This window comes from Rhizobium gallicum bv. gallicum R602sp (genome assembly GCF_000816845.1).
GTDB classification, from domain to species: Bacteria; Pseudomonadota; Alphaproteobacteria; order Rhizobiales; family Rhizobiaceae; genus Rhizobium; species Rhizobium gallicum.
On record NZ_CP006880.1, the window covers coordinates 1980010 to 1999204 of the forward strand.

Here is a 19195-nt window from a genome sequence, read left to right on the forward strand (position 1 = left end):
ATGTATGAAGGGGGATCCATGGATGGACTGGACGAACAGCCGACGTTGCGGGAAAGAGCTTATGAGAGCTTTACCCGACATCTGCTGGCGCGCGATGTCCGCCCTGGTCAGTTCGTCTCCCAACGCCGCCTCGTCGAACTGACCGGACTGACGCTCGGCGCAATCCGTGAACTCATTCCAAGGCTCGAAGCCGAAGGCCTCATCAAGACGGTGCCGCAACGCGGCCTGCAGATTGCTCATATCGATCTCAACTTGATCCGCGAAGCCTTTCAGCTCCGCGTGTTCCTGGAGAAGGAGGCAGTTGCGCTTTTTACACGGTCGGCCTCCGACGAAACGATCGCGGGCCTCCTGAAAATGCACCGGAACATCGCCGACGCCATCAATGGCGGCAACAATTCGCATGATCTTGAGCTTCACGCCCAGGCTGTGGACTGGGGAATGCATGACGCCTTTATCGACGCGCTCGGCAACACCATCATCTCGAATGTCTACCGGGTGAATTCAATCAAGATGCGCCTTATAAGCCAGGAACGCTTTCGCATCGACGGCCGTGTCGGGCCGGTCATGGGAGAACATCTGAAGGTTCTCGAAGCCATCGAGCGACGGTCTGCCGAAGATGCGGTCAGCGCGCTCGTCGCACATATCCATCACGCGAGGGACCGCGCACTCAGATTATAAGCAAAACAAGCCGGCGGTGAGGAGATCTCCGGCAAGAAGAGGAGGAATGGCATGTCATCTTCAATTTGGAATCCAACGCGCCGGGGCTTTCTGGCTGGTTCTGCCGCTCTCGGCGCCGCCGGCTTTCTTGGCGTCCGGGCAGCTTCGGCCGCCGTTGACTGGAAACGGTTTTCCGGCACGACGCTCGAAGTCAATCTCGTGAAAAGCCCACGCAGTGAGATCATCCTCAAGTATCTCGGCGAGTTCGAGGAGCTGACCGGTATAAAAGTCAATGCCGAGGCGACCCCCGAACAACAGCAGCGCCAGAAGACGACGATCGAACTCAGCTCCGGAAAGCCGAGCTTCGACGTTGTTCACATGAGCTATCATGTGCAGAAACGGCAGTTCGAAAAGGGCGGCTGGCTTGCCGATATAAGCGGATTTCTCAAGGATCCGTCCCTTACCGATCCCTCTCTGGTCGAGGGTGACTTCGCCGATGCGGGCCTGCAGTTCGCCAAGGACTCCGACGGCCTCCTGCGCTCCCTGCCCTTCTCCGTCGACTATTGGATTGTCTACTGGAACAAGCAGCTCTTCGAGAAGAAGGGCCTTTCGTACCCCGCAACCTTCGAAGAGATGGCGAACGCCGCAGAGGCCCTGACCGACGCGTCGAGCAACACTTACGGCTTCGTTGCCCGCGGACTGAAAAACGCCAATGTCCCTGTCTGGACGGCCCTCATGCTCGGTTACGGCATGACGCCCATCGGGCCCGACGGCAAACTGCGCACTACTTCCGATGAAGCCGTCCAGGCGGCAACGCTCTACCAGCGTCTGATGACCAAGGCAGCGCCTGTCGGCGTTTCCGGATTCAATTGGGCGGAAGCGCAATCGGCATTCCTGCAGGGCAAGATCGGCATGTGGCTCGATGGCGTCGGCTTTGCACCGCCGATCGAAAACCCGGAAAAATCCCGCGTCGTCGGCCAGGTGGGTTACGGGATCATGCCGAAGGGCCCGAAAGCCCAGGCCGCCGCAACTTTTGGCGACGGTATCGGCGTAACGGCAGCAAGCAAGAACAAGGAAGCGGCCTACCTCTTCTGCCAATGGGTGGTTTCCCATGACATGGGTGCCCGGCTTCTGCAGGCCGGTGCCGGCGTTCCCTTCCGCCAGTCTATCCTTGAAGATCCCAAGGTGCGCGAAGGCGTCACCATGCCGAGCGCATGGGTCGACGCGGTCGTCGGCTCCGGCAAGATTTCAAAGCTCGCCCTGCCGGTCATCATCCCGGTCACCGAATTCCGGGATATCTATGGCGTCGGCCTGACGAACATGATCGGCGGCGCAGATCCGGCCGCCGAACTCAAGTCCGCCACGGCCCAGTTCGAGCCGGTGCTGGCGCGAAGCGAGGGATGATGTCTTCGGTGAGCATCGAAGCCGCCAAAGCGACGGCAACCAGTGCGAGGAGCAAGCCCAGTGGGCTTGCTCCGAACTACTGGCCCTTCGTCGTTCCAGCCCTGATCGTGATCGCGGCCGTCATTGTTTTTCCATGGGTTTTCACCCTGTGGATGAGCGTAAACAGCTGGACGCTTGGCCAGGCACAGGCCTTTTCAGGCTGGGACAACTATCTCCGTCTCGCGACCGACACGCGTTTTTGGGATTCTCTTTGGCATACCGTCCTTTATACGGTGCTTGCGGTGATCGGACCCCTTTTTCTGGGAACGCTCGCCGCCCTCATCTTTGACGCGCAGTTCCCGTTGCGCGGACTCCTGCGCGGCATATTCGTCATGCCGATGATGGCGACACCCGTTGCCATCGCGCTCGTCTGGACGATGATGTTTCATCCGCAGCTCGGCGTCCTCAATTATCTTCTCTCATTGGTGGGAATTGGGCCTCAGGAATGGATCTACAATCAGACGAGCGTCATTCCCTCGCTGGTTCTGGTGGAAACCTGGCAGTGGACGCCGCTGATCATGCTGATCGTGCTTGGCGGTCTTGCGGCTCTGCCGCGCGAGCCGTATGAAAGCGCGGAAATCGATGGTGCCAATGCCTGGCAGAAGTTCCGTTATCTCACGCTGCCGATGATTGCGCCCTTCCTGATGGTCGGCGTCATCATCCGCAGCATCGATGCCGTAAAGAGCTTCGACATCATCTATGCGATGACGCAAGGCGGACCGGGCACGGCCTCGGAGACGATCAACATCTATCTCTACAATACGGCCTTTTCCTATTACGACATCGGTTACGGATCTGCGATGGCCGTCGTCTTCTTCGTCGTCATCGTCGCGCTCTCCTTCGTTTTAATGATGGTGCGCGCGCGGACAAACTGGTCAGACACGGAGACACGCTGATGAAGCGCAAGACGCTCGATCGCATCGGTCTTTTCTTCGTCGCGCTGGTGATGGTCTCACCGGTCATCCTCTTCTTTCTATGGATGATCTCGCTGTCCCTGAAATACGAAATCGACAATGGAGCCTACCCGCCGATCTTCATCCCAGAGCGATTTGCCTGGTCGAACTACGTCAAGGTCTTCGAGGAAAACAATTTCTTCCTGTATTTCTGGAATTCCATTCTTGTGACGGGGGCGGCGACATTTCTGGCGCTTTTGATTGGCGTACCGGCAGGCTATGGCATTGCCCGGCTCAAGGCCGAGCGTTCGGCAATGGTGATCATGATCGCACGAATGACACCCGGGCTTTCCTTTCTGATCCCGCTCTTCTTGCTGTTCCAATGGCTGGATCTCCTCGGCACGCTCTGGCCACAGATCATCATCCATCTGGTGGTGACGGTGCCGATCGTCGTCTGGATCATGATCGGCTATTTCGAAACGACGCCGATGGAGCTCGAAGAGGCGGCAAGTATCGACGGGGCAACGCCATGGCAGGTCTTCCGCTTGGTGGCGCTGCCGATCGCCAAGCCCGGCATTGTCGTCGCCTTCATCCTCTCCGTCATCTTCTCGTGGAACAATTTCGTGTTCGGTATCGTGCTCGCGAGCCGCGAAACCCGGACGTTGCCGGTGGCAGTCTACAACATGCTCTCCTTCGAGCAGGTCAGTTGGGGACCGCTTGCGGCGGCAGCTCTGATCGTCACGCTGCCGGTGCTTGTGCTGACAATGTTTGCCCAGAAGCAGATCGTTGCTGGTTTGACGGCGGGCGCCGTCAAAGGCAGCTAGGCGGGCATGCTGTTTTGACAAGGGAGAGGGCTTCAAAAGCAAACGACCGACACCCGCACGTCTTGTGCGTCGGCGCAGCTGTGCTGGATACTCTGTTTCGCGTTCGTAAAATGCCGACGGGACAAGGCAAGGTTCTGCCATATGACATGCTGCAGATAGCCGAGGGTATGGCCTCGAGCGCGGCTTACGCTGTTGTCAGGCTCGGGGGCAAGGCAAGCCTATGGGGCGCTGTTGGGGATGATGAAACAGGCAGGCGCATTATCGCGGATCTCTCTCTAGCCGGCATCGACATGAGCGGAATGCATATCGTCCAAGGCGCGAGATCTGCAATTTCGACCATCCTAGTTGACGACGACGGCGAGCGCCTCATCGTCCCCTTTTACGACCCCGAACTGCATCGATCCATCAAACTCATTTCGACAACTGAAATCGCCATTTTCGACGCCGTTTTAGTTGATGTTCGATGGCCAGAGCTTGCGCTCAAGGCCCTAGAAACGGCGCAGAGCCTCGGCAAGCCGGCGATCTTGGATGGCGACGTCGCCGCCGACGGGGTTATCGAGCGGCTGGGGCCGGCGGCGAGCCACATCGTCTTTTCGCACCCCGCAGCAGTCAAGCTGGCAGCGACGGAAGATTGTGCTGCGGCAATTGGCGTGCTCAAGCAACGTTTCCCGCTGGCATTTATCAGCGTCACGGCGGGTGAAAACGGCACCTATTGGTATGACGATGTCAACGATTGCGTGATGCATATGACCGTGCGACCCACCAAAACAGTCGATACGCTTGGGGCGGGCGACATCTTCCATGGCGCGTTTGCCTTTGCCGTCGCACAGCAATTGCAAATCGAAGAGGCCATACGCATTTCATCGGCGGCGGCGGCGCTTAAGTGTCAGGTCTTCGGCGGACGCACGGGTGCACCCGACAGCGATCAGCTGGCCGCCTGTCTGGCCCAATGGACGCCACAGATCTCGCGGGTGTAACTGTGCTTCGAGCGCTCCTCAACGTTCATTGAAACGGCGTCCTTCCAGTTCACTTCTTTTAATTGTATATTGTGATTTCAATTCCCTCATTGAGGGTGTCACGTTAAAGTCACGACATCTTTGTGCAAGCCTGTGCTTAGTTCTCTCGGAGGCGCAATGGAGCGGATCCAACCGAAACAGGACCGCTGATCGAGCGCATCATTTCGCGGTTTGGAGAACATTGCAGGAAATTGCAGTGCAGCCCTGATGCTCTTCAAGCAGGATTTAGTCGACAAGCAGGTTTCTTCTCTGCGAGCGTTTCAATAGCAGGTGTGGATGCCCATCGAATTCAGACGAATAACGCATGTCGAAGCGGCGCAAAGCGCAGCCATTATGGTGCAGGCTTACGCCGAGCCACCTTGGAATGAAGAGTGGTCGATCGAGAATGCAGCTTGGCGTCTGGATGAACTGGCCACAACGCCTGGCTGCCTTGGTGTGGCAGCGTTCGAGGCGAAAGAAGCCATCGGATTCGCCTTTGCCCTTCCGCATACCTCGGTGATCGGCCGCGGCCTGCACCTTGCTGAAATAGCCGTATTGCCCAAGCATCAAAGAAAGGGAGTTGGCTCGGGTCTGCTGAGCCGCCTCCAAATCGAAGCCCGAACTATGGGCTATCTGCAGATCTGGCTCGTTTCCCAGCAGAGCGGCCGCGTTGCGGACTATTACACAGGTAATGGCTATGAGCCGTCGAACAGGCTTGGCGTTTATTCCAAACGACTTCGCTAACCGCGACGATGAAGCAACGAGCCATGGCCGAGCTTCGTCGGCCGGGCTAGTGCTTGTGCAGATTAATGGCGTCCACGGATAGCGTCAGGTCGGGCAGCCCCATTTCAGCGCCATCGCCGATTTCGCGGGTAACGGCCTTCAGGGCCAGGTCGAGCCAATGCGTCGCGTTGACAAGCTCAACGTCCTGTGCCGCGTATCTTGCGTAAGTGATCATTCGGGCGAGCGCGATGAGCTCATCCAATTCCTCAATGGATCTTGCATTGTGGCTTGAGTCATCCGGATTACCTGCAGAAGTGGCGCTCATCTCGATCTCCAAAATCTCTGAAGAACATATTGGGGATGACGGCGAAGAGCCCGTGAAAAACGCGTGACACAATCCATAGTTGCGCTAAGCGGCGCATACCCTTGTTAAATGGGCGAAACAAATGTCTCGTTCATATGCCAGGAAATCTCTCTATCAAGGGGGAAGTCACTGATGGCGCGAACAGCTTCCACAAGAGCAAGAGCATCAATCCGTTTCTGATCGACGGCGTTTGAGACCAGCAGCGAAAGCAAATCCCGGGGGACAGCCATGTTGGCCATGTCACAATCGGCGACGATCGATTGCCAGGTCCGTTCCTTGAAGAAGATTCGAGAAGCACCCTCCTCAAGCCTTACCCGCATGGCAGATGCAAGTTGCTTTTCGCTTTCCAACTTGTCGAGCGTTGCCCTGACATTCACGAGCGGCACCGTCAGGGATTTGTATCCATATTCCATTGGGCCGTGGAGCAAGGCGACGTCGGCGTCGTCGACGGTCGCGCCTTTCTCGTATTCACGGAAAATCCGGCCGATGCCAATCATTCCAAAGAGCTGGCATTCTGCAGCGCGCAGTGCTCCCATGCTGGCCGCGCCTACTACAGCCACATTCTGAGAAAGCGCGTAGAGGATCTCTTTGTGCCAGACCGGCGCCGTATATTCGAACCCACCGTCGATTAGCCCGATGACAGTCGCCCCACGCCTCACGGCGGCAAGAACATCGCCCTGAACTGCAGGCGGGCAGACGAACACCTCATCTCCAGCGAAGGATGCCGCATCTGGAAGGCTCGGACCGACAAAGATGACCTTCATGACATGATAGCCTTTGAAACCGCACGATTTCCAAAGCGGCGTGCCTGCCCGCCCTGCGGATTCTCAAGAGCAGGGATAAAGGTTTTCGCAACGCTGAAAGGAAGTGCGGGATCGCTGAGAGCCAGGACGATGACTTGATCTATTTGCTTTTCCCGCAAGGCACTCAGTGTGTAGTCGAGATGTTGAGCGAGAGATTGCGGATAGGCCGGCGCCATCGTCGCCGGCATCGCCGGAACGGCCTGGAAAAGAGTGCGCGTCTGCAACGGGAGTGGTGCAAGGAAGGTTTCGGGCAAGATGTCGTCCCGTGAACCGCTGATATAGGTCAATCGGGATTGAGCTGCTTCGGTTACAGCCCGTATGGCCGCGCGAACGGGCGATGGATGAGCACCGCTTCCTGCCGTCACTTCGACAAAACGGACATTGGCGTCGTCATGAATATCGCCTGGGCCTAAAATTGCGGTGAAGCACGGAACGGCGATATCGCTCGTCATGTCGAAGAGCCGAAGTCCCAACCCGGCCGTTTCGATCTTTTCGATCAATTGATCCAAGGCCGGGTCCTGGAAACCGCGTGGATCGATGCAACGCGCGTGACGGTCCCTGTCATTGCCTATCTGCCAAAGGACATAGGCATCCCGTTCTATGCGCTCGAGAATGCCATGTAGCATTGCCTCCTTGAGCGTGTTTCCGGACGCCAAGCCATCAGAGGACATCCAGAAGCGGCATTCGCGTGTCCGGTCAAGGATCGCAGCCTCGAAAGGGATATAGATCTCGGTCCCCGACAAGAGTTCCCTGCCGAGCGCCCATTCGATCTCTTCGTCATCGCCTATGTCGTTCTTGTGGCGACCGATCAGACAGTTCAGCTTTTCGACCCTGCAGCCGGAGTCTTGAAGGTGACGCGCGCTTGCTTGGACAGTATCGACGGAAGGCTTGCCGGCAACGGCCCGTTCCAGGGCCTCCATGACGGCCGATACCTTCGCATCGTCGTCGCTCAGGCCCTTGCCTTGAGCGACGACGATCGAGCGGGCATTGGGTGTATAGGCACACCAAACCGGTATCCCGATACGATCGAGGCCCGTGTGACGTGCGACACGGGTGATGCCGAGATCAGCCAGAAACGGCGCGACACGCGTGAGCGTCTCTGACGGCACGATGGTCCGGTCGGAATATGAAGGGACTTGAGCGGCTGTCAGAGCAGCATCTCAACCGTCGACGTGACCGGAAAACACCGTTTGCGCCGAAGAAACCGCGATGGCGAAGTCCACCTTCTTCACGAAGGTGCCTCCTGTCTTGCGGACGTCGGCAACAACTTGTGCCAGCTCTCCAACCGGCGATCCAAGCGGCTTGACCGTGCCTGCGTCAAGATCCGCAATCCAGAGATCCGCTTGTCCTGCAATACCGAATACGACAGCTTTTTCCATGAATTTTTCTCCATAAGGGCTGTATTAAAATCCGGCCTTTAAAAGGCCTTCCCGATAAAGGTCCTTCTGCCATTGTTCCTTGAAAGGAACGACGGAAAGCCATTTCTCGACATCGAAAACAGGATTGAGTGCTTCGGCGCGTTGCCGGTAAAACTGTGCCCGCCTTCGATCGCCGATCATCGCACAGCTCGCCGCCGCGATCCGGTGAGCCGGTGCTTTGTCTTTCATTGCCTCTACGTAATCGATTGCGTCTTGATACTGCTCAAGGAAGTAACATGCCCCTGCGGCGCACCAGAGATAGGCGTCGGGCGATATCGGGTTGAGCGAGATCGCTTTTTTGATCTTCGACAGCGCGTCCCCCGGGCGAGAAGCATGTACGAGCGTATCAGCATGGCTATAGATGACGTCGGCAAAATGCGGACTCAATTCCTCCGCCAGGCTGAGGGCCGAAACGCTGTGATCGACGTCGCCGAGATAGAGCTTGGCGACCCCCAATTCTCGATGTCCGCCGGCAAATATCGAATCTCCTTCGATGGCCTTGCCAGCGTTCGTTTCCGCCAGGCGCAGCAGCTCTTCGTTTCCCTGCGCCGTCACGAGCCACTCGCTCGTATAGGTGCGGGCAAGACCGGCAAATGCTGGCGAGAAGTCGGGATTGTACCGAAGAGCCTCCTTGAAGGCATGACGCGCCTTGCGGATATGAGGCAACGTCAGTTTGCCCATCAAGCTCGCGCCAACGAGATAGGAATGATACGCTTGAGGATCTGCCTCGATGTTCAATCTGGCCCGCTCGTTCTTCGCCAGCTCCTGCACAAGGGAAAAGGTCAGCCTCTGAGCAATGAGCCGCCTTTGTGTCGGCAGTGCATCCGATGTCATCGTAAAGCGCGTTGCCCAGATGACCTCGTCGGTGGGAAAATAGATAAGCTGGGCGTAGAGCCCCTCAGTCGAAAGCCGCGTTTCAAGGAGATAAGAAATCGAATGCCGCGCAACGACCTGGGCCTTGTCGGAGTCGCGACGAATTTGCTCGGCCGTGTGCGGTGCGACAATAGAAATGTTGCGAAGCGCGCAAAGCTCGATGGTGACGTCTTCGATCAGGGCGTTGGCAATAACGAGCCCGGCAACATGTCCCTGTGGGATTGGCGGAAGCAGTACGACGCGAGGAAGGACTGACGACGAAGGCTTGCCAGGCTCGATTCGAACGAGCGCGTCTTGCGGGCTCGATGGCAGGGCGCTGATTTTTGGCCTGCTTGCCTTTTCACGCCTGTCCCCGTCAGCCAGATTCGTTCCAGATAGCCGGCGAAGCATTTCCCTGATTTCTTCGTCGCCCGGATCTTTCTCCAGAAGATAAAGGCCCGCGGTGGATATTGCCCGGAGGTCATCGTTGCTTTGGGCATGTGGCAGCGCGTCAAAGAGCACTTCGCGCAGCTTCAATCTGTGATTGCGACGCTCTCCCGTGATCCAGTTGTCGATCGACCTGGTTGAGGGTTTCACGCTTGCCATGAAATCCCGCTGATGGAGGTCGCTGATCGCTCTCAATCGCGCCAACGGGGGCATTGCGCTGTCGAGAGCCTGAAGATCGACGGCAAGAGCCTCCGTGCGAAGCCGGATCGTACCGGAGGTGATCTGAAGCAGCGCCTCGTTCGTATCGTCGTCGATCTGTCGAATACGTGAGATCAATTTGCGCAGGTTAAGTCCCGACAGCTCGGCCTCCGCATCGGCCCATAGAAACTCCGAGAGCTCATGACGGCTCAGTTCATGGGTCTTGCGGCTGAAGAGATAAGCGACCATCACCAGGCCCTTGGCCGGATAGCGAATGGCGTTGCCATTCGCATCGGTCAGTCGCAGATCGCCAAATGTCTGTAGATACAGCACCAAAGTGTCTATCCTCGCTCGGGCTCTATCTGACTGGAACTGTCGCGATGGTTCTCGACCGGGTTTGCAGAGCCAAGGCTTCTGGTAAGGGCAAGCAATTTTTGGCGGACGTTAGGATCTTCGATTGCCAGAAATGCCTTGCTAAGGGCCACTCCCTCCTTCGACGTCATAAACAGCGTGACATCATCCGTATCGCGCCGCGGCTCGACATCGGGTGACGCGCCCGCATTGTTTTCGAAAAAGAACCCAACGGGGACTCTGAGAATTTCCGCAATCCTCTGGAGCCTGCTGGCACCAATTCGGTTCATACCCTTCTCGTATTTTTGCACCTGCTGAAATGTAATACCCAAGGCTTCCGCTAAACTGCCCTGGCTCAAGCCAAGAACCTTGCGCCGGACCCGCAGACGACCGCCTACATATACATCAATAGCATTTGGAGATTTCGCCTTCATGGGGCCCCTCATGGCTCATGCGACGTGCATCATGATGCATTCCGTCAAAAATGCAACTAAAGGTGATCTTTTATCGAACGATATTCTTGGTGTCCCACCAAGGACCGTCTTAATGTTATGCAACCAAGTCTAACTGGTTTCAATTCAAGGTACCTGACTTGGGAATAGACGTGCGACGAGTCCGACGGCAGCTTATTTTAGCATGAAATACTATACCGCTATTTAAAATTGTGTCACGTCGATTTCACGCATCCGCGGCAATTTTTACAGTTATGCTTCCTCCGTCAATACTGGGGGCTTTCGGCCGGCGAGCAATCGCAGCGTCAGCGAGTTTTTCTATTGGGTCGATGCGTCATCGGTGATCACCACCGCTAAAGATCGGGGTTATGAGAACTATGGAATTACCTTCTATACAGGTCAATCATGCCGATCGTCTTTTTGCCTGCCGGCAGAAGATCGAAGAGGCCGTTCACGAGATCATTTTCAGCGAGGGGCTAATGGAGTTTTCGGCAGCAGAGATCGCCATGGCGGTCGCTGATATCGCCGACGATTATATCCTGACGATTGCCAAGCAGAAATCGGCAACGCACTAGCTGGGCTTGTCATCGGATCCAAGGTTTGACGTCTGGGGCGCCATGACAAATGCCTCTGCGAAGGCCGTCAGCCTCAGCTCGTGATTCGGAAGTCCGATGGCGCCTCATCCAAGGAGGCCTGTTTGGTCACGACACTGGAAACGGACGCGCCGACGGGTCCGTTCCAAAACTGTTCCAACATTGCGGAAACCGCCGCATCCTGTCCGGCAATCAATGCGGTCACAGATCCGTCATCTTCGTTTCGCACCCAGCCGGTCAAGCCGAACCGCTGTGCCTGGGTCTTTGTCCATATGCGGAAGCTGACGCCCTGGACCCGCCCCGATATGTGCACGAGCGTCGCCTTGCGATCATCCGCCATGACCACCTCCCTGAATGCCTTTTCGTGAATGTGAAGTGCATGAAAGGAAATGCAAGCACCTTCTGTGCAAGCAGAACGGCGCCAGCATCTTTCAGCCGTAGAGATAGTTCGGAAGCCAAAGTGCCATTCCCGGCCAAACATACATGATGACCATGCAAAGGATGACGATCAGCATGTAGGGCATCATACCTGCGAAGATCTGGTTGAGCGTGACGTGCGGCGGTGAAACGCCCTTGAGATAGTAAGCCGACATCGCCACCGGCGGCGACAGGAAGGCTGCCTGCAGGTTGACGAAGACGAGGACGCCCCAAAGGATGGGGTCGATATCGAAGTGTCTCAGCATCGGCAGGAAGATCGGCACGAAGATAATGATGATCTCGGTCCATTCCAGCGGCCAACCGAGAATGAAGATGATCGCCTGCGACAGGATCATGAACTGCACCGGTGTCAACTCAAGCGCCAGCACCCATTCTTCGATCAGCGCCTGCCCTCCCAGAATGGCGAAAACGGCGGAGAAAAGCGCGGAGCCGACGAAGAGCCAACAGACCATCGCCGTCGTCTTCGCCGTCAGGAAGACTGCCTCCTTGGTGCGTTTCCAGTTGAGCGTTCTGGCCTGGAATGCCAACAGGAAGGCGCCGGCCGCGCCAACTGCGGCAGACTCGGTTGCCGTTGTGATACCGAACAGGATGACGGCGAGCACGACGACAGTGAGGAGCGCGAGCGGCATGACGGAGGACACCAGAAGCTTTATCACCTGAAGCCGCTCCGCACCCATATTGTAGTAGTAGCGGGAAAGGGCCGCAGCAGCGATTGCTGCAACGAGTGCGAACGACACGTAGAAGCTCGTCGCCGGGCCATTGACCATGGCCGCGCCCGCGTCTGCAGCCGGCGCTCCGAGCTGCTCCAGCCCTTCGGGGGCTTCCGCCTCGCCTGCGGCCTGCGGGTGGATAACAACATACCACCACACCATCAGCAGTGTGAATGCAGTCAAGGAGAAGGGCACGAGGGCTGCACAGAAATTCTTGAAGAGCGTCCAGTAGGTGAGCCGTCCCTCAGCCGTTTCGAGTGCCATCGCCTTCGATGGCGAGCTCAATGCACGAAGAAGACCGAGCATCATGTTTTGCGAATAGGCCGCCTGAAGACTGCGCATCCAGCTTGCCACCGGAACCCGTGTCTGGTCCTCCGGCAAGGCGGGAGCGACTTTCGGATTGATCGCCGCCCAGGTGAGAATATAGGCGAGATAGAGGAACGCCAGGAAGAAACCCGGAAACATCGTCGCAGCGTAGAGCTTGACCACGGACTGGCCAGCAACCGCCGCATAGACAATGATCATCACCGAGGGCGGGATCAGGATGCCGAGCGTACCGCCAGCGGTAATGACGCCGGAGGCAAGCTTCACGTCATAGCCCGCTCGCAACATCGGGCTCATAGCGATCACCCCCATCAGCACGACGACGGCGCCGACGAGACCGCTCGCAATCCCCCAGAACGTGCACACGATCAGGGTTGCCACGGCAAGCGACGCGGGAACGCGCCGGAACGACAGCTGGATGCTGTAGAACATCTTGTCGACCAGCGCGCCGCGCTCCATCACGTAACCCATCAAGACGAAGAGCGGGATGGAGATCAAGACGTCGTTGGTCATTGCCCCGTAGGTGCGCTGAACCATCAGATCGAAGACGCGATTGTCGATCCAGTGTTCGGCGGGATTATAAAAGGCGTAGAATCCGAAGAGCATGCCGAGCCCCATCAGCGTAAAGGCCGTCGGGAAACCCATCATGATGACGACCACGATGAGCATCAGCATCGTCATTCCAAGGAACGGATCGCTCACGTTTCGATATCTCCCCCCATTCCCCGTTGACGCGCTGCCCTGTCTAGGTCGTGGGCACGCTCGATCGCTGCCTCGCGCGTCTTTGCGTCTACGTGCTCGCTTTGCGCAAGCTGCTCGGCAACAACGTCAATCTCCTCCACGTCCTTGAGCCGGGCCGGCCACTCGCCGGTCCTCAGGCAGACGATGCAGCGAAGGATTTCGGCAAGCCCCTGCAGCATGACGAGCGCGCCCGCTACCGGAATGACCGTCTTGAAGTAATAGATCGGCGGGCCTTCTGCGGTCACCGTCGAATGCTCGCCGATCCGCCAGGAAAGCGCGGCATAGTCATAGCCGGCATAAACGAGGGCGGCGACGCCAGGCAGGAAGAAGAGGACGTAAAGGACGAGATCGAGCCCAGCCTGGATCCGGGGCCTTAGCGAGCTATAAAGAAAATCGCCGCGCACATGCGCATTCTGCGCCAGCGCGTAGGCTCCGGCGAGCATAAACAGGGTACCATAGAACATGTTGCTGGCGTCGAAGATCCACGCCGTCGGCATGTTCAGGATGTAACGCTTGAACACCTCGACGCAAACCAGCGTCATCAGGCCGATGATGAGCCAGGCCGAAGCTTTTCCGACCCACACGCTGACTGCATCCACCCTGAGCAGAAAATGCTGAACGTTCACGCGTGCCCCCGGGAAAGAGCATATCCTCACTGCAAGCATCACCGGGGCTCCTGCCCGGTGATGCTTGAATCATAGGTCAGAGTTCCTTTGCCACCCCTTTTGGTCCGAAGTAGTGATCAAAGACCAAACGCCGGCCGACGACGGTGTCCTGCTCCCATCGCGTTGCCCGCTCCGCAAAGGCGATCTGCGATTGAAGAATCTCCTTGAACAGCGGGTTTTCGCCGGCCTTCTTCTTCACCACCTCGTCGTAGACCTCCAGTTGCCTTTTCAGGATCGCCTCCGGCGTCTTGTAGAACTTCACCTTGTCGGTCGTCTGCATCTCGACATAGTCTTTCGAATAGCGGTCGATGGCCTTCCAGGCCATGTCCTGAGACGCCGCCTCCACGGCATTGGTGATGATTGCCTTCATCTGTTCGGGCAGGCCGTCATACTTGGTCTTGTTGAACATGACCTCGAATTGCTCGGCATTCTGGTGGTAGCTTTGCAGCATGCAGATTTTCGAAACGTCTGGAAAACCGAGGACGCGGTCGGATGAGGCATTGTTGAACTCGGCCGCGTCAAGCAGACCACGGTCAAGCGCCGCGACGATCTCGCCGCCCGGCAAAGCGTTGACCGCCGCCCCAAGACCGGTGAACACGTCGATCGAAATGCCGACCGTGCGGAATTTCAGGCCCTCGATATCCTCGGCTTTGGCGACCGGCTTCTTGAACCAGCCGAGCGGTTGTGTCGGCATCGGACCATAGGGAAACGAAACGACGTTCGCGCCGATCGATTCGTAAAGCTTGGCGAGCAGCTCCTTGCCGCCGCCATATTTATGCCAGGCAAGCAGCATGTTGGCATCCATCGCAAAGCCTGGACCCGAGCCCCAAAGCGCCAGTGCCGTCTGTTTGCCGTAATGATAGACAAGCACGCCGTGGCCGCCGTCGAGCGTCCCCTGGGAGACCGCATCGAGCAGGCCGAAGGCCGGCACAACGGCACCCGCCGGCAGTACCTCGATCTTGAGATCCCCGCCGGTCATGTCGTTGACCTTCTGTGCAAAATCGAGTGCGAACTCGTGAAAGATATCCTTGGAAGGCCAGGTGCTCTGCCAGCGCATGTTGACCGGCCCCTGCGCCTTGACGACGCTTGGCGCCGCCATCATCGCGGCGCCGGCCATGGCTGCGCCGCTTAGGAATCTACGACGCGACGTTTTCCTCTCGACCTGGGTTCTGCGTTTCATTACTTCCTCCCGAAACATGGGCTTTTCTCGCCCTTTGATGAGCGGGATGAGGAAAGGGCATGCCGTGTCCGCCCGCATCCCGTTCATGATCTAGGTTCTTAACTTCAGATAATACTCCTCAACGAGCCCCAAGCAAAGATTGCAGAAATGGACACTTGAGCAGTTCCTCAAATCCGCACGACTCATCGAAGGAAAACAGGCGATCGGGAAGGTGGTTTGTGAATATCCGCCCAATTCTAGAAAGGGGAATCCTCAGCCTTTGCGAGCATCCGGCGGCCACGGCGGAAGTCGATGATCGTATGCCAGAGCACGGCAGCCAGGATGACTGCACCGCCCAAGAACGTGGCGGCCGGCGGTTGTTCGGCAAAAAACAGCCAGACCCAGAAGGGTGTCAGAATGATTTCCATGGTGCCGAGAAGGGCAGCTTCGGCCGGCGGCATACGTCGTGCACCCGCAAGGAACAGAACCAGCGCAATGGAGAAATTCGTAGCCCCGAATGCCGCAAGCACGACCCAGTTGTGAAGATCAAGGGAACCGACCGAACCGAAAGGTGCAAAGAGGATCAGGGTGAGAAACGCACTGACGATGGTCGGGGGAAGGCTTGGCACATCGGGATTGATGCGGGGAATGATGATGACAAGGGCAAATGAGACGGTCATTCCGAGCGCCAGAAGGTCGCCAGTTCCTGTGCCGCCGCCGATTGAAGAGGCCACGATGACCGCCACTCCCGAGAAACACACGCCCCCGGCAACGAGGGTTCGCCTTGCGACTTTCTCCTTCAGGATCAGCCAGCCGAAGAGGGCGGCAATGAAGGGCGCGGTGGCGTAGATCATCGTGACGTTCGCAACGCTGGTCATAAAAAGTGCGCCGATGAAGCAGGCCTGACTGAAGGTTTGACATCCAATCATCGCAAGACCCGAGGGATGGAAGACCGAGCGCCATTGACGCCTGGAAAAGCCGCCTTCCAGGAAGAGGCTCGGAACCAGGAGAAAAAGACCGCCGAACAGCGAGCGCCAGGCGATCGTCGTCCACACATCGACGGTCAAGAGCCGCGAATAGAGCCCACTTGCGCTCCAGGCAAGAGTCGCGGCGACCACAAAAGCAATGCCTTTTTCGTGCTCGCTGAGCGCCAACGATCGCGCCTGAAGGTGGATGGTCATGCGGGCTGCCTTGGGAAAGACTGAAGCGACACGATCTGTGTGCGCCCGTAATTGACATCAGGCAAACGAATAGTAGAGATGTCTGCCATCGGATTTCTTTGTGGCTGCCCATGCGTGAACCAATTGAAAGCGACCTGCTGCGGACATTTCTGGTTGTGACCGAAACGTCGAACTTTTCGGCCGCCGCTCAGCGCATCGGCCGAACCCAGTCGGCTGTCAGCGCTCAGGTGAAACGACTAGAGGACACGATCGGCGAAGCGCTTTTCGAAAGAGGCGCGCGCGGCGTTGCACTGACAGGCGCTGGGACGCAGCTCCTTCCCTATGCTCGACGGGTGATCGACCTTCTGAATGAGGCAACGGCGACGATCCGGACCAAGCCGCTGGACGGGCCTGTTCGCATCGGTATCCCCGAAGAATATAGTCAGACCGTATTGCCGGCCGCACTTGCTGCATTCTCCGTGCGCCACCCGGCCGTCGAGGTGACGATCTCTTGCGATTACACATCCCATAATCTCGCAGCGCTCGAACGCGACGAACTCGACCTCGCCGTCGTCTTCGACTGGAGCAATCAGATCAACGGCGAGGTACTTTGCATCGACCCTACGGTTTGGGTGACCTCGCTGGTGCATCGGTTGCACGATGCCGATCCGCTACCGATCGCAATTTACAGAAATTCGACCTGGTGCCGCGATTTCGCACTTCGTTCGCTGGAGCAGCACGGCCGCAGATACCGCATTGCCGTCATTGCCGATACGAGTTCCGGACTGAAGAACGCGGTCGCCGCCGGGCTTGCGGTAACCACGCTCTCCCGTAGCAACATCCCGCCCGGATGCCGGGAACTGACAAGTGCTGATGGCTTTCCGCTGGTCGATTCATCCCGGGTCGTATTGCGCCGCAGCCGGCATCATTCCACCGCGGCGATCCAGGAACTGGCCGAAAGGGTGCGGGAGGCCTTCCAGCCTATGGCCGCTCTTGCGCCAACATGATGCGACGGCGAAGGCGTCGCCGGGTGTCGGAGGGGCTTTCGGAGAAGCTTGCCCGGTAGCTCCGGGCAAAGGCGGAAGCCGAATTGAAGCCGGTTGCGGCGGCGATATCGGCAAAAGATGCCTTGGTCTCGATCACCTTGCGACGGGCAGCATTCAACCGCAACGCCAGATAGTGCACGTGCGGCGGCGCTCCAATGCTCTCCTGAAAGAGCCCCTGCAGATGGCGCGCGCTGATGCCGACGCGGCGCGCAATCCTGGCCAGAACCAAAGGCTGCTCGATGTTGTCTTCCATCAACCGGATCGCGTGAGCGACACGCGGATCGCGCATCCGCAAACTGACAGTCGATGGAGAAAGCTCGTGCTCGGAATGGAAATCTGCTTGTTCGTAGCTGAAGAGCCGGCTGACCTCTAGCGCCAGCGAATAGCCTTGCCGCTGCCGGATCACCTCGAGCATCAGATCGACGGTCGGCAATGAGCCGGCAGTGGTCAGCCGCTTGCCATCGATGACGAAGCGCTCCCTTGAGGCACGAACATAAGGGTAGGCGAGCGCGAAATCTTCGAAATCCTCCCAATGAATAGTCGCAGAATACCCATCAAGAAGGCTTGCTTCGGCAAGCAGCCACGTGCCGGATTCGATGCCGGCAATCATCGTTCGGTAGCGAGTAGCCTGCGAGAGCTGCATCTTCAGCGCCGGAGTGGCGCTTTGCCGCCAGTTGTAGCTTGCGAGCACGAAGAGCGGCGCCGTATCGGCCGTTGCCTTGAAGGGCGCGCAGGCGGGAACCGGGATGTCGCTCGTGGTTGGAGCCGGATCGCCATCCACGGTCAATAGACGCCAGCGATAGATCTCGCTGCCGGAAATGCGGTTGGCGCCTCGCAACGGCTCGATCACCGAGGCGATCAGGATCAGGTTCGTTTCCGGCAAAATCAGAAGGTCGATATCGAGCCGTTGTGTCGATCGCGCCAGCATGGACTCTCCACGATTTTGCCGAAACTGTATCACCTAGTTCCGTTAATGCAAAGCAATGGGCGGAGCTTTGCCGCGTAATGCTCTCAATACGAGGGAGAACAAAATGCCTCTTGTGATGAACCGCGATGTCTTCATCACCTGTGCCGTGACCGGCGCCGGCGATACGGTCTCGAAATCCAGCCACGTTCCCGTTACTCCCAAGCAGATCGCGGATTCCGCGATCGATGCCGCCAAGGCTGGGGCGGCAGTCGTTCACTGCCATGTCCGCGATCCGGACACCGGTGCCGCAAGCCGACGCAACGACCTCTACAAGGAAGTCACCGATCGCATCCGCTCCGCCGAGATCGATGTCGTGCTCAATCTGACGGCCGGCATGGGCGGCGACCTGATTTTCGGCAATGTCGAAACGCCTCTGCCCCTCAACCCAAAAGGGACCGACATGGCGGGCGCCAGCGAGCGTGTCAGCCATGTCGGCGAATGCCTGCCGGAAATCTGCACGCTCGACTGCGGGACCATGAACTTCAGTCTCGGCGACTATGTCATGACCAATACGCCAGGCATGCTGCGCGCGATGGCGAAAAAGATGACCGATCTCGGTGTGCGGCCAGAAATCGAGGCCTTCGATACCGGCCATCTCTGGTTCGCCAAACAGCTTGCCGACGAAAGCCTGATCGAGGACCCGGTGCTGATCCAGCTCTGCATGGGTATCCCATGGGGAGCGCCGGACGATCTCAATACCTTCATGGCGATGGTCAACAACGTGCCGCAGAGCTGGACCTTTTCGGCCTTCTCGATCGGCCGCAACGCCATGGCCTATCCGGCAGCGGCTATTCTCGCCGGCGGAAACGTCCGTGTCGGCCTGGAAGACAATCTCTATGCCGGCAAGGGCAGGCTTGCGACCAATGCCCAGCTTGTCGAAAAGGCAGTCCAGGTGGTCGAAGGCATGGGCGCGCGTATCATCGGACCGGAAGAGGTCCGAAAGAAGCTTAAACTGACGAAGCGCTGAGGGCC

The 19195-nt window shown here is 57.9% G+C and carries 21 protein-coding genes; 9 read left to right on the top strand and 12 right to left on the bottom strand.

Annotated elements, in window-relative coordinates; genetic code table 11:
• Positions 1 to 18 precede the first annotated feature (18 nt).
• From RGR602_RS32430 to RGR602_RS32455, 6 genes are all read left to right on the top strand, one after another.
• Positions 19 to 678 (top strand): GntR family transcriptional regulator, encoded by a 660-nt coding sequence (locus RGR602_RS32430; protein WP_040116026.1) that lies wholly within the window; start codon positions 19 to 21, stop codon positions 676 to 678.
• A 51-nt stretch (positions 679 to 729) separates the two neighbouring features.
• A complete protein-coding gene (locus tag RGR602_RS32435; RefSeq protein WP_040116027.1) occupies positions 730 to 2061 on the top strand; it encodes an ABC transporter substrate-binding protein in 1332 nt (443 codons plus the stop codon).
• Complete coding sequence (locus tag RGR602_RS32440; protein ID WP_040116684.1) at positions 2061 to 2996, top strand: carbohydrate ABC transporter permease; 936 nt, start codon at positions 2061 to 2063, stop codon at positions 2994 to 2996. Before RGR602_RS32435 ends, RGR602_RS32440 begins: the two co-directional genes overlap by 1 nt.
• Positions 2996 to 3817: a carbohydrate ABC transporter permease gene (locus RGR602_RS32445; RefSeq protein WP_022712712.1), complete on the top strand. Its 822-nt coding sequence runs from the start codon at positions 2996 to 2998 to the stop codon at positions 3815 to 3817. The genes RGR602_RS32440 and RGR602_RS32445 overlap by 1 nt, the downstream gene beginning before the upstream one ends.
• A 14-nt stretch (positions 3818 to 3831) precedes the next feature.
• On the top strand, positions 3832 to 4794 hold the full coding sequence (locus tag RGR602_RS32450) for a sugar kinase (protein ID WP_052451873.1): 963 nt from the start codon (positions 3832 to 3834) through the stop codon (positions 4792 to 4794).
• A gap of 315 nt (positions 4795 to 5109) precedes the next feature.
• The gene (locus RGR602_RS32455) at positions 5110 to 5556 is read left to right on the top strand and encodes a GNAT family N-acetyltransferase (protein WP_040116028.1); all 447 of its coding nucleotides are present in this window, start codon (positions 5110 to 5112) and stop codon (positions 5554 to 5556) included.
• A gap of 46 nt (positions 5557 to 5602) precedes the next feature.
• Here the strand turns inward: RGR602_RS32455 and RGR602_RS32460 are convergent, their stop codons facing one another.
• From RGR602_RS32460 to RGR602_RS32485, 6 genes are all read right to left on the bottom strand, one after another.
• Positions 5603 to 5860: a hypothetical protein gene (locus RGR602_RS32460; RefSeq protein ID WP_040116029.1), complete on the bottom strand. Its 258-nt coding sequence runs from the start codon at positions 5858 to 5860 to the stop codon at positions 5603 to 5605.
• A 104-nt stretch (positions 5861 to 5964) separates the two neighbouring features.
• Positions 5965 to 6663 carry a TfuA-like protein gene (locus RGR602_RS32465; RefSeq protein ID WP_040116030.1) on the bottom strand — a complete coding sequence of 233 codons (699 nt, stop codon included), beginning with the start codon at positions 6661 to 6663 and terminating at the stop codon, positions 5965 to 5967.
• Complete coding sequence (locus RGR602_RS32470) at positions 6660 to 7814, bottom strand: YcaO-like family protein (RefSeq protein WP_040116031.1); 1155 nt, start codon at positions 7812 to 7814, stop codon at positions 6660 to 6662. Before RGR602_RS32470 ends, RGR602_RS32465 begins: the two co-directional genes overlap by 4 nt.
• 48 nt (positions 7815 to 7862) lie before the next feature.
• Positions 7863 to 8081, bottom strand: a complete 219-nt coding sequence (locus RGR602_RS32475; RefSeq protein ID WP_040116032.1) for a hypothetical protein — start codon at positions 8079 to 8081, stop codon at positions 7863 to 7865.
• A gap of 24 nt (positions 8082 to 8105) precedes the next feature.
• Positions 8106 to 9950 carry a peptide antibiotic resistance protein gene (locus tag RGR602_RS32480; protein ID WP_040116686.1) on the bottom strand — a complete coding sequence of 615 codons (1845 nt, stop codon included), beginning with the start codon at positions 9948 to 9950 and terminating at the stop codon, positions 8106 to 8108.
• Positions 9951 to 9958: 8 nt separating this feature from the next.
• Positions 9959 to 10402, bottom strand: coding sequence for a helix-turn-helix domain-containing protein (locus tag RGR602_RS32485; protein WP_040116033.1), 444 nt, complete (start codon positions 10400 to 10402; stop codon positions 9959 to 9961).
• 395 nt (positions 10403 to 10797) lie between these two features.
• Between RGR602_RS32485 and RGR602_RS32490 the strand changes: the two genes are divergently transcribed.
• On the top strand, positions 10798 to 10995 hold the full coding sequence (locus RGR602_RS32490) for a hypothetical protein (protein WP_040116034.1): 198 nt from the start codon (positions 10798 to 10800) through the stop codon (positions 10993 to 10995).
• 73 nt (positions 10996 to 11068) lie between these two features.
• Here the strand turns inward: RGR602_RS32490 and RGR602_RS32495 are convergent, their stop codons facing one another.
• The 5 genes from RGR602_RS32495 to RGR602_RS32515 form a co-directional block, all read right to left on the bottom strand.
• Positions 11069 to 11353: an acylphosphatase gene (locus RGR602_RS32495; RefSeq protein WP_040116035.1), complete on the bottom strand. Its 285-nt coding sequence runs from the start codon at positions 11351 to 11353 to the stop codon at positions 11069 to 11071.
• 91 nt (positions 11354 to 11444) lie between these two features.
• A complete protein-coding gene (locus RGR602_RS32500) occupies positions 11445 to 13187 on the bottom strand; it encodes a TRAP transporter large permease (protein WP_040116036.1) in 1743 nt (580 codons plus the stop codon).
• On the bottom strand, positions 13184 to 13891 hold the full coding sequence (locus RGR602_RS32505; protein ID WP_040116037.1) for a TRAP transporter small permease subunit: 708 nt from the start codon (positions 13889 to 13891) through the stop codon (positions 13184 to 13186). The genes RGR602_RS32500 and RGR602_RS32505 overlap by 4 nt, the downstream gene beginning before the upstream one ends.
• Positions 13892 to 13928: 37 nt before the next feature.
• On the bottom strand, positions 13929 to 15071 hold the full coding sequence (locus tag RGR602_RS32510; protein ID WP_040116038.1) for a TRAP transporter substrate-binding protein: 1143 nt from the start codon (positions 15069 to 15071) through the stop codon (positions 13929 to 13931).
• A gap of 236 nt (positions 15072 to 15307) precedes the next feature.
• A complete protein-coding gene (locus RGR602_RS32515; protein ID WP_040116039.1) occupies positions 15308 to 16231 on the bottom strand; it encodes a DMT family transporter in 924 nt (307 codons plus the stop codon).
• Between the two features lie 110 nt (positions 16232 to 16341).
• Between RGR602_RS32515 and RGR602_RS32520 the strand changes: the two genes are divergently transcribed.
• Positions 16342 to 17217 carry a LysR substrate-binding domain-containing protein gene (locus tag RGR602_RS32520; RefSeq protein WP_040116687.1) on the top strand — a complete coding sequence of 292 codons (876 nt, stop codon included), beginning with the start codon at positions 16342 to 16344 and terminating at the stop codon, positions 17215 to 17217.
• Here the strand turns inward: RGR602_RS32520 and RGR602_RS32525 are convergent.
• The gene (locus RGR602_RS32525) at positions 17192 to 18184 is read right to left on the bottom strand and encodes a GlxA family transcriptional regulator (protein WP_052451874.1); all 993 of its coding nucleotides are present in this window, start codon (positions 18182 to 18184) and stop codon (positions 17192 to 17194) included. The two genes, RGR602_RS32520 and RGR602_RS32525, sit on opposite strands and share 26 nt — an antisense overlap.
• 103 nt (positions 18185 to 18287) lie before the next feature.
• On the opposite strand from RGR602_RS32525, the gene RGR602_RS32530 reads away from it, so the two are divergent.
• Positions 18288 to 19190: a BKACE family enzyme gene (locus RGR602_RS32530; protein WP_040116041.1), complete on the top strand. Its 903-nt coding sequence runs from the start codon at positions 18288 to 18290 to the stop codon at positions 19188 to 19190.
• Positions 19191 to 19195 lie beyond the last annotated feature (5 nt).